13 protein-coding genes and 1 tRNA gene are annotated in these 12,464 nt (G+C 72.3%); 8 read left to right on the top strand and 6 right to left on the bottom strand.

Going from position 1 to position 12,464, the window contains the following annotated elements; all coding sequences use genetic code 11:
• Window positions 1-99 precede the first annotated feature (99 nt).
• A tRNA-Leu gene (locus AB0O19_RS06000) sits at window positions 100-187 on the top strand.
• Window positions 188-395: 208 nt separating this feature from the next.
• Here AB0O19_RS06000 and AB0O19_RS05995 read toward each other — a convergent pair.
• Together AB0O19_RS05995 and AB0O19_RS05990 are read right to left on the bottom strand one after the other, a co-directional pair.
• Window positions 396-2,072, bottom strand: coding sequence for a DUF6297 family protein (locus tag AB0O19_RS05995; protein WP_363618086.1), 1,677 nt, complete (start codon window positions 2,070-2,072; stop codon window positions 396-398).
• Between the two features lie 5 nt (window positions 2,073-2,077).
• Complete coding sequence (locus tag AB0O19_RS05990) at window positions 2,078-2,776, bottom strand: ATP-binding cassette domain-containing protein (protein ID WP_363618084.1); 699 nt, start codon at window positions 2,774-2,776, stop codon at window positions 2,078-2,080.
• Window positions 2,777-3,281: 505 nt separating this feature from the next.
• Here AB0O19_RS05990 and AB0O19_RS05985 point away from each other — a divergent pair.
• From AB0O19_RS05985 to AB0O19_RS05955, 7 genes are all read left to right on the top strand, one after another.
• Complete coding sequence (locus AB0O19_RS05985) at window positions 3,282-3,455, top strand: cypemycin family RiPP (RefSeq protein WP_350878031.1); 174 nt, start codon at window positions 3,282-3,284, stop codon at window positions 3,453-3,455.
• 106 nt (window positions 3,456-3,561) lie between these two features.
• The gene (locus tag AB0O19_RS05980) at window positions 3,562-4,410 is read left to right on the top strand and encodes a hypothetical protein (RefSeq protein WP_363618082.1); all 849 of its coding nucleotides are present in this window, start codon (window positions 3,562-3,564) and stop codon (window positions 4,408-4,410) included.
• Entirely contained in the window at window positions 4,407-5,318 is a 912-nt protein-coding gene (locus AB0O19_RS05975) for an alpha/beta hydrolase (RefSeq protein WP_363618080.1), read from the top strand. Before AB0O19_RS05980 ends, AB0O19_RS05975 begins: the two co-directional genes overlap by 4 nt.
• Window positions 5,315-5,845, top strand: a complete 531-nt coding sequence (locus AB0O19_RS05970; RefSeq protein WP_363618078.1) for a hypothetical protein — start codon at window positions 5,315-5,317, stop codon at window positions 5,843-5,845. The genes AB0O19_RS05975 and AB0O19_RS05970 overlap by 4 nt, the downstream gene beginning before the upstream one ends.
• 17 nt (window positions 5,846-5,862) lie before the next feature.
• Complete coding sequence (locus tag AB0O19_RS05965) at window positions 5,863-6,507, top strand: flavoprotein (protein WP_363618076.1); 645 nt, start codon at window positions 5,863-5,865, stop codon at window positions 6,505-6,507.
• A 77-nt stretch (window positions 6,508-6,584) separates the two neighbouring features.
• The gene (locus tag AB0O19_RS05960; RefSeq protein WP_363618074.1) at window positions 6,585-8,066 is read left to right on the top strand and encodes an NAD(P)/FAD-dependent oxidoreductase; all 1,482 of its coding nucleotides are present in this window, start codon (window positions 6,585-6,587) and stop codon (window positions 8,064-8,066) included.
• Between the two features lie 90 nt (window positions 8,067-8,156).
• A complete protein-coding gene (locus AB0O19_RS05955; protein ID WP_363618072.1) occupies window positions 8,157-8,828 on the top strand; it encodes a prolyl oligopeptidase family serine peptidase in 672 nt (223 codons plus the stop codon).
• Between the two features lie 25 nt (window positions 8,829-8,853).
• On the opposite strand, the gene AB0O19_RS05950 is transcribed toward AB0O19_RS05955, so the two are convergent.
• The 4 genes from AB0O19_RS05950 to AB0O19_RS05935 all read right to left on the bottom strand — a co-directional run.
• Window positions 8,854-9,576: a YukJ family protein gene (locus AB0O19_RS05950; RefSeq protein ID WP_363618070.1), complete on the bottom strand. Its 723-nt coding sequence runs from the start codon at window positions 9,574-9,576 to the stop codon at window positions 8,854-8,856.
• Window positions 9,577-9,780: 204 nt separating this feature from the next.
• Window positions 9,781-11,166 (bottom strand): chloride channel protein, encoded by a 1,386-nt coding sequence (locus tag AB0O19_RS05945; protein ID WP_363618068.1) that lies wholly within the window; start codon window positions 11,164-11,166, stop codon window positions 9,781-9,783.
• 190 nt (window positions 11,167-11,356) lie between these two features.
• On the bottom strand, window positions 11,357-12,121 hold the full coding sequence (locus AB0O19_RS05940; protein ID WP_363618066.1) for a TetR family transcriptional regulator: 765 nt from the start codon (window positions 12,119-12,121) through the stop codon (window positions 11,357-11,359).
• A 76-nt stretch (window positions 12,122-12,197) separates the two neighbouring features.
• On the bottom strand, window positions 12,198-12,464 hold a 267-nt coding region (locus AB0O19_RS05935), incomplete at its 5' end, for an acyl-CoA dehydrogenase family protein (protein WP_363618064.1).

Genomic DNA, 12,464 nt, shown 5'->3' with positions numbered 1-12,464 from the left:
CCCGCCCCGAACCGTTTTGGGACCCCAAGCCGATCTTTGCTACAGTTACATCTGTCAGCGCGGCCGACGAGAGAACGAAAGCCGTGAAGACAACACCCGGTCCGGGTGGCGGAATGGCAGACGCGCTAGCTTGAGGTGCTAGTGCCCTTTATCGGGCGTGGGGGTTCAAGTCCCCCCTCGGACACCAGCAAGACCCCTGTTGATTCAGGGGTCTTTTGCTTTTCCCGGCCGTCGTGTGACCAACCGCGGGGCCGGCGGCCCGGCGAGTGGTGTCGGGCGGTGGTGGAGAGCTCCGCCAGGGAGTCGTGGCTTCGGGCATGGTGGTCGGCCGACCTCGTGGGGCCGGTCGATCCGACGTGACGGCGGGTCGGCCGGCCCTTGGTGTGGGGTCGGGGCTATCGGGTGTGGAGGCGGTGGGCGGTGCGCCGGACCCACCAGAGGGCGGCCGCGGTGACGGCCAGGGTCCAGGCGAGTTGTGCCGCGGCGTACGGGTGGCCCTGGGCTGCGGAGCGGGCGAGCGGGAACAGGAGGGTGCCGACCGCCAGCGGGCCGCGCAGGTACCAGAGCGCCACCTGGCCGGGGCCGGTGTTGCCCATGGGGGTGTTGACACCGATCGTCAGGTGCATGGGCACGACGCCCCGGTAGGAGCTGACCAGCGCGGCCGCGGTGAGTGCGGGTACGGAGGCGAGGAGCGGGAGGAGTCCTGCGGCGCCCCGGCCGCCGAGCGCGCACGCCAGTGCGCCGGCTCCGGTGAGCGCGAGGAGGAGGCCGCCGGGCACCGCCGAGTGCTGGAGGGCGAGCGACTTGAACGTCCAGGGCAGGTTGGTGGAGCGCCGCGGGTCGTCGCTCTCCAGCCGGGCCGGCTCGGTGAGTTGAGCGGCCGCCAGGTATTCGGCGACCAGGGACAGCACGACGACGATCTGCTGTGCGGTCGAGGTGAAGGAGGGGGCGGCCGCGGTCAGTCCGACGGCGAGCCCGCTCCAGACGACGGCCCACCCCAGGCGGCGGGGGTTGCGCAGCAGGCAGGTGAGGTCGCGCCACGGGACCAGCAGCAGCCGGTGCCGCGGCACGGGGAGGCGGAGCCGGGGGGTGCTGCGCCGCTCCTTGAGCCGCGGTACTCCGGAGCGGGCCTGGCGGAGGTCGAGCATGAGGACGGACGTGCTGATCTGGGCGGCGACCGTCGCGCGCAGCCTGAGGGCGGCCTGCGGGATCGCGGGCAGTTCCCGCCAGGCGAGGACGAGGGCGACCACCGGGGTGCCGACCGACAGCACCGTGCCGACGGCGCCCGCCGTACCCACGAGGCCGAGCGCCCACAGGAGCGGTTGGGACGCCCACCCCCACGGGCCCGACCAGAGCAGGAGGTCCTGCAGCCAGCCCGTCCGCCCCTGTGTCCATGCCGTCCACACGCCGGCGGCGGCGACCGCGGCGAGGAGCCACCCCGCGGCGAAGACCCCGCGGCCGTAGCGGGACATCCACTGGTCGTTCCGCTCGACCAGGACGCCGACCGCGCTCGTGGTGAGCGCCACCGAGACGCCCGTCCAGGAGCCCGCGAGGGTCAGCAGGAGCCACGACTGCGGGGCCAGGCCCTGCAACAGGAAGCCCGCGACCGCGCCGGCGACGCCGCTCACCACGGAGGCCAGCGCCACCGAGGAGCGCAGCCCCGGCGCGAGCAGGGCTCGCCGGTCGACGGCCGAGGGCAGCAGGAAGCCGGTCGTGGCCCGGTCCAGCAGGACCGGGCCGCGCCACATCGCTCCCCGGGCGGTGAGCAGCAGGGCGAGGACCAGCACCGCCGGGATGACCGCCAGGAGCGTCGCGGACGCCTGTTCCCCGATCTGCACGGGTGGCCGGTCGGCCGCCCGGGTCGAACTCGTCCACTGGAGCAGGGCGGGGACGCCCCAGCAGCCGCCCACCAGGAGGACCGTGTAGGCGATGAACCACGCGCTCCTGCGCTTCTCCTGGCGCGTGCCGCTCCGGGCTTCGCGCAGGAACAGCAGGGTGTCCGCGGTGCAGTCCCCCGACCTGTCGGGCACCCGCGTCCTCGTCCCGGTCGCGGGTGCCACGCTGTCGCTCAAACCGCTCATCCTTCCCCCCGCACCGCCCCGGACGGGCCCGAGTGCCCCGCACGCGAGCCGACTTCGACGATCTGGTCCGCGACCTCGTTCAGGGCCCGGTGGTGGGTGGCCATGAGGACGGCCGTTCCGCGGTCGCGGTGCTCCGCGATCAGGCGGGCGAGGGCGGTCCGGGCGTGGGAGTCGAGCCGCTGTTCCGGCTCGTCGAGGATGAGGAGGTCGTGCGGCCGGATGAAGGCGGCGGCGAGGAGCAGCGCCTGGGTCTGCCCGGAGGACAGGGCCGAGGGGAACTGTTCGGACTGCGCCGTGAGGCGGTGCGACTCCAGCGCCCCGTCGACCGCGGCATCGGCTCCGGCGCCCATGCCGTGCGACAGCGCCACGAGCCGCAGGTGCTCCCGCACGGTGAGGTCCGGATAGAACGCACCGGGATCCATCACCGACGCGACCCGCTTGCGCACGTCCAGGGAATCCTCGTGGATCTCCTCCCCGTCGAAGACGACCGACCCCGCGGAGGGTCTCTCCCGGCCGGCCGCCACGCGGAGCAGCGTGCTCTTGCCGGATCCGTTCTCCCCGACCAGGGAAACGCACTCACCACGGTGGATGCGGAGGGAGACCCGGTCGAGCACGGTGCTGTCACCGTACGCGTGTGTGACGTCGACGAGTTGCAGCAGCGGTGCGTCCGCCGCCTTGCCGGTTTTCTTTTTCAATCGACGAGCCGTCTTCTCTCGGATGATCGAAACGTTCATTTTCACACTTTTCTGAACATTGGGCCGATCATAGCAAGGCGTCCCAATCCTGCAAAGCCGACCCAAATACACCCTCCGGACGACCCGGCACGCATCCTCCGGTCGACCCCGAGGCCGTCAAGTCAAATGGGGCGATTTGAGGCCATACGGACTGTTCGGCGGAATCCTCCGCCCGCCCGGATTCTCGATCAAGGCCTGACCTGCGACATCAATGATCGAATACATGAGCATCCGGCGACTCCGCAACAAAAGGGGCATTGCACAGAATTCGAAGAATGTCCGCCTACAATGGAATTGGTCAATTTCTTCGAAATTATCCGCCACTGATTCGCATTGCGCACACCATGAACGCATCAAGGGTCTTCCCGTGGTTACCGAAACGACATATGGTCGAACGGCAGCGGCCGGCAGCGGACGTCGGTCCTCTGCGGGTTGGCCGCTGTCTCCACCATCAAAAGGAGAAAGAGTGAACGCCACCGAATCGCGTGTCGAGTTCGTGACCGATGCCGTCAACGCTTCGTTCGCGGAGGCGCAGGAGGGTTTCGTGAACGCACACAACGCTCCCGCGATGACCACCCCCACCATCGTCGCCATATGCGAGGTCGTCGTGACGGGCAGCACGATCTGCCTCGGCTGCTGAACCACTGACCCACCGGTGACACCACCCATGTGAGCAGACGGGCCGGAAAGGGGGACGAGCGGTTCCCCTTTCCGGCCCCGCTCGACTGGAGCACTAGGACGCGTGAATGCCATTCACCAAGATCGTCAACGAGCCTTCCCACCCCATATCGCGCGAGGACGCGCATTACTGGACGCTGGCCCCGGCCGCGGTGGGCGAGATCATCAGCGGCCTCGAAGCCTTGACCAGGACGGCCGCCTACGGACCCAACGGCCTTTTGCAGGGCCTGAGTTCGAAACGTGATCGCAGCGTGGTCCCGCAGGCCCTCCGCAAGGCGATCGACAGCCGCGGCGGTGCCGTCGCCATCAAGGCCATGGGCGTCGTCGGCGGAGCGCTGACCCTGACCGGCCGCAGGAGCCGGGCGCAGCAGATCACCGGAGCCGGCCTGATGCTGGCCTCCAGCGGCCTGAGCAAGTACCGCACCTCGTTCGGCAGGGACGGGGCGGACCACATGGCCGCCCTGATCTGCGGCTACCGCCTGCTCACCGCCCTGGTCCCCGAGGCCGAGAAGTCCGACGACCTCTTCCTGCGCGCGGTCAACGCCCAGACCTTCATCGCCTACGTGACGGCCGGCGCGGCGAAGGCGATCTCCAGCACCTGGCGGTCGGGCGAGGCGCTGGAACAGGTCCTGCAGACCCAGCAGTACGGGGACAGCGCGGTCGCCAGGTGGCTGAAGAAGAGCCCGCTGCTGTGCAGTTCGATGACGTGGTTCACCATCGTCTGGGAGACCGGGTTCCCGGTCGTCTACCTGCTGGCGCCGGCGGACGCCCGCAAGGCCCTGGCCGGCGTCAAGCTCTTCCACCTGGGCATCGCCGTGACGATGGGCCTGCCGCGGTTCTTCTGGGGATTCAGCTCGGCCCACGCGGCGGTCCTCTACGCCGTGGACCGCCTGCCCAGGAACGGGGGCCGGGGATGAGGTTCGAACGCCAGGTGGTCGCCACCTTCAGCGCCGCCGCCGCGGTCAGCGCCTACCTCTCGTACATCCGCCTGGAGGAGGAGTACACCCGGCGCAGCGGACTCAAGGGGACCTCCCTGATCCAGGGCCCGGACGGCCTCGCGATCGAGTACGCGCTCGATGGCGAGGAGCTCGGCCCCACCGCCCCCGTCGCGGTCCTCGAAAGCGGCCTGGGCGCGCCGCTGGAGTCCTGGGACTGGGTGGCCGGGCTGCTCAGCCGGCGCTTCCGGGTCCTGCGCTACCACCGCAGCGGGTACTGGCGCTCGAAGAGCGGACTGCGGCCGGCCCAGTCGGTCGAGTTCCTCCTGCAACAGCTCGCGCCGGAGGGCGACGTCGTCCTGTGCGGCCACTCGATCGGCGCCCTCACCGCCATGAACGTCGCGGCGGAGTCCGCCTACGTGCGCGAGCGCGCCACCGTCCTGCACATCGTCGACGGGACGGACGCCGTACTCCTCGGTGAGGACCGCGGGTCGAAGCGGCGGGTGGCGCGCTACAACCAGGACACCGCGCGACGGCTGCTCGGCTCGGCCCTGGGCACCACCCGCTGGCTGACGAGCCCCACCGAGCGGGAACTCGAGTACCGCCCGGACATCCAACGGGCTTACCTGGCCTCGATCTCCAGCCCCCAGGTGCTGCTGGCGGCGCGCCAGGAGTACCTCCACGAGCCCCTCGCCGGCCAGGACTTCGTGGCCGCCGGCCCGCTGCGGCGCGTCGTCATCTCGGCCGCAAACAACACCGAGCAGCAGCGCAAGCTCAGCGAGCGGGTCGCCGCGGACTTCCACGTCGTCCCGGCGAGCAGCCACCGGTCCATCATCGCCAAGCCCGCCCTGGCGCAGCAGACGGCGGCGATCATCCTGGAGAACTCATGAGCGCGTGGCGCAGGACCGTCACGTCCCTGGTCAAGGCCGCCCTGGTGACGCACGTCGTGCTGACGGTCTTCGAGAACCTGCCCGACGACAAGCTGCCGATCAAGATGCGCCTGCCGTTCTTCCCCGACCTGCCGCAGTGGCGCTTCTTCGCTCCGAACCCCGGCATCGAGGACCTGTACGTCTTCTACCGCACGCGCGCGACGCCCGCGGACGGGTGGACCACGTGGGCCGACCTGGCCATGCGGAACGAGGCGAAGCCGCTCGCCGTGCTGTGGAACCCGGGGAGCCGGGTTCCGAAGGCGCTGTTCGACATGGCGTCGCAGGTGCGCACGCTCGCCTCGAACGGGGCCATGTTCGAATGGATGCTGAACAGCGACGGGTACAACCTGATGGCCGGGGCCGTGCGGGACGCGTGCAGGAGGAGCAGCGAGTCGGGGGACTACCAGTTCATGATCGTGGCGTCCGTCCCGGCCGAGGGTGCCGACGGGATCAAGCCCATCATGATCTCGCCCGAACTCGCCCTGTGAACCGGGGGAACACCGAGATGCCCGAAACCGAAAGCACCGGAAACTCCGGAAGCGCTGCGAGCACCGGAATCGCCGCAAGCGCCGGAAGTCAGGCGATCCCCGACCTGGGCGAGAAGCGGATCCTGTTCATCGTGACCGGATCCATCAATGCCGCGCTCACACCGTACTGGCTGCACTGGCTGCGCCAGTCGTTTCCCCGGATCACGAGCGATCTCCTGGTGACCAGGTCCGCACAGCGATTCGTGACGCTGGAAGCCCTGCGCCGACTGGTGGGCGGCGACGTGTGGACCGACGACTACGCCGACCCCTCCCTCCCGGAATCCGCGCACGTGGGGATCGGCGAACGCGTCGACGCCTTCGCCGTCTTCCCCGCGACGCTCGATTTCGCGATGCGGCTCGCCTCGGGAAACTGCGACACCCCCGCCACCATGGCGTTGCAGATCACCGAAAAGCCGATCGTGCTCGCCACCGCCTTTCCGGCCGGAAATGCCGTCGTCGAACACAACATGGAGCTCCTGCTGCGGCGCCCGAACGTCTCGGTCAGCCAGACCGTGGCGGCGTACAGCGTCGGGAAGCGAAAATGGGAGGGCGAGACCGGCTTCTACCTGCCGTCGGTCCTGAAGGAGCTGGAAGGAATGTTCGATGCAAAGGGCCGCCGGTAGCACCAGCTCGCGGTGAGCGGCCGCCCCGCCCGTGGAATCCCGCGCGGCGGACCGACCATGAACGAGGCGGACCGACCATGAAGTGGAACAGGGACGTCGCGGTCGTGGGCAGCGGGCCGAACGGCCTGGCGGCGGCCGTCACCTTCGCCCGCGCCGGGCTGCACGTGGACGTCTACGAGAGCCAGGACGAGATCGGCGGCGGCCTGCGCACGCACGCCCTCTTCGACAGCGACGTACGGCACGACATCTGCTCCGCCGTCCATCCGATGGCCGCCGTGTCGCCGTTCTTCCGCCGGTTCGACCTGTCGGCCCGCGGCGTCGACCTGCTCCGGCCGGAAGCGTCCTACGCCCATCCGCTGGCGGACGGGCGGGCCGCCGTGGCGTACCAGGACCTCGACCGGACCTGCGACGCGCTGGGCCGCGACGGCGCCGGCTGGCGGCGGCTGATGGCACCGCTCATCGGCCGCAGCGCCGAGATCGGGGAGCTCTTCCTCTCCGACTTCCGTTCCGTCCCCACGTCCCTGCGGACTCCGGCGATGCTCGCGTGGCGGTCCCTGGTCCACGGGACGGCGCTCGCCACCCGCCGGTTCGCGACCGACGAGGCGGCCGCCCTCCTCGCCGGGGTGGCCGCGCACGCCGTCGGCAGGCTCCCCAGCATCGTCGGCGGAGCCGTGTCGGTCTTCCTCGGCCACCTGGCGCACAGTTCGGGGTGGCCGGTGCCGCGCGGCGGGAGCTCGGAGATCGCGGCCGGCCTGGCCGAGGACATCCGGCGCCACGGCGGGCAGATCCACACCGGTGCGCGCATCACCGACCTGGCGCAGGTGCGCGGTTCGCGCGTCGTCATGTTCGACACCGGGCCGAAGGAGTTCTCGGCCGTGGCGGGCGACCGGCTGCCCGCCGCCTACCGGCGGCGGCTCCGCAGGTTCCGGTACGGGCCCGCGGCGGCCAAGGTCGACTTCCTGGTGTCCGAGGCGATCCCGTGGCGGAACACCGACGTGGCCAGGGCCGCCACCGTGCACCTCGGAGGGTCGCAGGCGCAGATCTACCGCCGGGAGTCCGGGGTCGCCCGCGGTGTCGACGCGGGCGACCCGTTCGTGCTGCTGGTGGATCCCGGCGTCGCCGATCCCGCTCGGGTCCGCGCCGGGAAACGGCCCGTCTGGGCGTACGCGCACGTGCCCAACGGGTACGCGGCGGACCCCACCGGCTCCGTCACGGCACAGATCGAGAAGTACGCGCCCGGGTTCGCCGAGACGGTCGTCGCCGCCCGGAGCACCAACGGCGTCCAGTACGAGGCGTACAACCCGAACTACGTCGGCGGGGACATCGGGGCCGGGGCCCTGACCCTCGGCCAGCTGCTCATGCGCCCGACCCCCCGGTGGAACCCGTACGCGACCCCACTGCCCGGCGTCTACCTGTGCTCCGCGTCCACACCGCCCGGTCCGGGCGTCCACGGCATGAGCGGCTACCTCGCCGCCGTCTCCGCGCTCCGCCGGGAGTTCGGCATCGCCGCGCCGCCCTCGCTCGGGCCCTGTCCGGCGTCTTTGCGACGTGAACCGTGACGGCGGCGTCATCAATCGGAGAGGCTCCTCGGTAAGGGTGGTGGCGGCGGGTCCGCCCCGTGGAACCCCTGACGTTTTTGGAGGAGACCGATGTCCGCACCTGTTCAGCACCACCGCTTCGCCGTCGACGAGGACGGCAACGACCTGGGGTACGCCCTGTCGCTGCCGGACGGGTACGACGAGGGCCCCAGGCCGTGGCCGCTGCTGCTGTTCCTGCACGGCGCCATGGAGCGCGGCGAGGATCTGGCGGCGCTCGCCGTGCACGGTCCGGTGCGGCAGATCGCCGCCGGGGCGAAGCTGCCGTTCGTGGTGGTGGCCCCGCAGTGCCCGGCGCACAGCTCGTGGGTCGCGGAGGTGAGCGCGCTGGCGGCCCTGGTCGAGGAGGTGGCGCGGACGTACCGGATCGACCCGGACCGGCGGTACGTTACCGGGCTGAGCATGGGCGGCACCGGCACGTGGGCGCTGGCCGCCCGGTACCCGCGCCGGTTCGCCGCCGCCGTGCCGATCTGCGGGTCCGGGCTGAGCGAGGCGGCGCCGCGCCTCGTCGACCTCCCGGTGTGGGCCTTCCACGGCGGGGAGGACGACGTCGTCCCGGTCGCCCACACCGAGCGGGTGGTCGAGGCGCTGCGGGAGGCGGGCGGTCCGGTGCGGTTCACCCGCTACCCGGGGGTCGGCCACGACTCCTGGACGCGGACGTACGACGACCCCGAGGTCTACGCCTGGTTGCTCGCCCAGTCCCGCCGGTCCCACAGCGCGGGCTGATCCGCCAGGATCGGCCGGACAGGACCTACTGCTGGGGGCCGGTCGCCTGACGGGGCCCGGTCCGGGGGCGGGTGGGGTGCGGGACGGACGCGGGCAGGGCGTGTCCGGTGCGGTCGTCGGTGTGCCAGGACTGCGACTGGAAGGCCAGGAACACCGCCGCCCACCGGCTCTCCGCCGGCAGGTGGACGAGCAGCGCGCCGTCCTGGTAGACGCCGTCGTCCGTCCGGAACCGCCCGCTGTTGCCCTGGTTCATGTGCACGTCGTGCACGCCGTTGCCGGGCAGGAAGCCGAACACCTTGTCCGGGACGCCGGGTTCGGGCCCGAAGCGCTGCCCGAAGACGTACACCGCGGCCGCCGGGTCGGCGATCGCCCGTTGGACGTGCTGGTCGAGCACGTCGGCGAGGTCGTTGTCCGGGCCCGGGAGGTCGGGCGGCAGGACGCGCATCGCCGCGGGGTCGAACAGGCGCCCGCGGACGAAGTCCAGGCTCGCCGTGCCCGGCCGGGACGGCACCGGGTTCCAGCCGCTGCCGGCCGGCGGGAGGAGGCCGGTGACGGGGTGCCGGAAGTCCTCGACCGCGAGGTAGCGCAGGTCGGCGGGGGCCTGCTGGGAGAGGACGTTGACCGCCGCGCGGTAGTCGGTGCCCCCGGCGTCGCGCAGGTGGATCTGGTAGTGCGGGGTGTCGGTGGCGCCCTCGCGGCGCCGGTCGACGGCGGTGGCGGCGAGCACGCCGTAGTCGCTGATCGGCATGGGTGTCGTTCCTCGGTTCCCTGGCTGCTGGTCCTGGTGCCCCGTCGGCCGGCCGGCCGGGGTGCCTCCGTTATCGCGCACCCCGCCGACCGGGGACCGTGGAATCCGCAGTTGTTCATCTGCCGTCCCCCGAAGGGATTTTCGCGCCGCAGAACGTTGACGTCGGGGCCACGGGCGCCTGGGGGCCGGGCGAGGGCTGGACGGTCAGTCGGCCGGTGCCGGCCCACCCCCGCCGGGCGGGACGTGGACGCGTCTCGACCGCCCCCGGACCAGCTCGCCGGTGACGAAGGCCGTCACCGCGGTGACGATCAGCAGCGGCATCGCATCGGCGGCCTGACCACCCAGCAACGCCGCCGCCAGCACCGTGCTGGTGACCGGAAGCCGGGTGACGGCCGCGCCGGAGGCGGCCAGTCCGGCGGCCAGCGCGGGCGCGGTGCCGAGGCCGGGCAGCGGCGCGCAGGCCGCCCCGAGCGCGGCACCGATCAGGATCGCCGGGAAGATCGGGCCGCCGCGCAGGCTGCCCAGGGCGATCCCCCAGCCGACCGTCTTGCACAGCACCAGGGCGAGCAGCGCCCCGATCGGCCAGGCCGCCGGGTCGGCCGCCAGCGCGCCCAGGGTGGCCTGCCCGGAGAGCGCGGCCTCCTCCGGTGAGCGACCGGTGAGCAGGGCGTACGCCGCGAGGCAGGCTCCGACGGCGATCGCGCACAGCACCGTCCGGACGGCGGTCCGACGAGCGGTCGGCATCGGCCGGGGGCCGTCCGGATCGCGGGTGGTGAAGGCCTTGACCCGCCGGCCGAGGGCCTGCCCGGCCACGCAGACCACGGCGATCACCACCGCCAGCGGGACGCCCCAGAGGAAGTCACCCGGGTCCGGGACGCCGCTCTCGGGCACCCGCGGCAGCGAGAGCGCGCCGATCGACAGCCCGGTCCAGTGGCCGAAGCCGGTGAAGACCAGCGCACCGACCCCGCTGGCCAGCAGGCAGGGCAGGACCAGAGCGATCAGCCGCGGGCCGCCCAGCCCGGCCGCCTCGATCATCATCACGCCCGCCACCAGCGGGCTGCCGAAGATGGTGGAGATCGCGGCCGCCGCCCCGGCCGTGCCCAACACCGGTACCAGTTCCGGGTGTTGGGACCGCCTGGCGGACCGGACGGAGAGCAGCGCGAGGCCGCCGCCGATCGCCATCAGCGGCGCCTCCGGGCCGAGCACCGCGCCGAGCGGCAGGCAGGCGAGCGCGGCCAGCACCACGCCGGGGACGGCGCCCGGCGGGGTGGGCGGGCCGCCCAGCCCGTCCACCGGCACGTGGCCGCCGTGCCCGGGCAGCCGGGTGACCACGGGGGCGAGCAGCAGGCCGGCCAGCAGCAGCGCGGGCAGCGGCCACCACCAGGGGGCGCGGTCGAAGCCGGCGGTGACCGGCAGGCTCTCCCAGACCCAGTGCTGGAGTTGGTGCTCCAGGCCGACGAAGCCGAAGGCGACCAGCGAGACCGGGGCGCCGATCAGGGCGGCGACCAGCAGCAGGCCGAGGTAGCCCTTGCCGAGCAGCACCTGGCGCAGGGTGGGGCCACCGTTCTCCTGCTGGGGCGTCCCCGGCATCGCCGCTCCTTCGCGCTCCCGGGGCGCGCGGCCCCCGTCCTGCGACCGAGTCTCGCCCGGGGCCGGGCGGCCCGCACGGCGTGCGGCCCGTCAGCCGGGCGCCGGACGAGCGGAGTTGCGCCGTTCGGGTGGGAGCGTCCTCCGCAGCGGGTGGCGACCGGAGCGGGTCGGCGTCGGCCGGAGCCGGCGGTCAGAGCCGGTGGGCGTCGCCGAGCGCGCTCTCGATGCCCTGGACCATCCGCCACAGCGGCGCCCGGCGGCTGGCGACCAGCACCACCACATCGTCCGCCCCGGACTCCCCGGACTCCCCGGACTCCCCGCCCGCGCCGTTCTCGCCGCCCGGGCGGTCGTTCCAGGTGCCGGTGACGAAGGCCATCGCCGCGTCGACCTCGGCCACCCAGTCGCTCTCGCCGCCCGAGCGCAGCCAGGTGCGCAGGGCGTGGTTGTGCGCGGCGACGACGGCGGCGGCGGTCACGTCGGCGCGCAGCGGGCCGTCCGGCCGGTCGGCGAACCGGCCGCGCAGGTAGGCCGCGAGCGTGTGCTCGTAGCGCCAGACCACGGAGAGCTCGTACGCCCGCAGGCCGGGGACCTTGCGGGTGAGGCGGTAGCGCTGGACGGAGAAGGAGGGCTGTTCGGCGTACATCCGCAGGACGAGCCGGGCCGCGTCGCAGGCGTGCTTGACCGGGTCCTCCTCGCCGGTGCCGGACTCCAGGAACTCCGTCATCTCGGCGAGGCTGCGCTCGTGGTCCGGGAAGACCACGTCCTCCTTGGCCGGGAAGTAGCGGAAGAAGGAGCGCCGGCCGACCCCGGCGAGCGAGACGATGTCGTCGATGGTGGTCTGCTCGAAGCCGCGTTCCAGGAAGAGCTCGAAGGCCGCGGCGACGAGCGCCTCGCGCATCGCCGGCTTGGCGGGCCCGTCGTTCATGGGCAGGTCCTGCTCTTCCTTCTCGCTCATTCCCGGAACATAGCATCGGCCCCGAACGGCCGGACCGGGTGCTCGGCCCGGCCGTCGGTGCACCTCGGAGGCGCTGTTACGGCAGGTTGCGGGCCATGACGATGCGCTGGACCTGGTTGGTCCCCTCGTAGATCTGGGTGATCTTCGCGTCCCGCATCATCCGCTCCACCGGATAGTCCCGCGTGTACCCGTACCCGCCCAGCAACTGCACCGCGTCCGTCGTGATCTCCATCGCCGCATCCGACGCGTAGCACTTCGCCGCCGCCCCGAAGAACGTCAGATCCCCGTCCCCACGCTGCGACTTCGCCGCCGCCGCATACGTCAGCTGCCGCGCCGCCTCCAG

The sequence above is a fragment of the Kitasatospora sp. NPDC091276 genome (genome assembly GCF_040684355.1).
Taxonomy (GTDB): domain Bacteria; phylum Actinomycetota; class Actinomycetes; order Streptomycetales; family Streptomycetaceae; genus Kitasatospora.
This window is presented reverse-complemented; position numbering and strand designations above follow the sequence as displayed.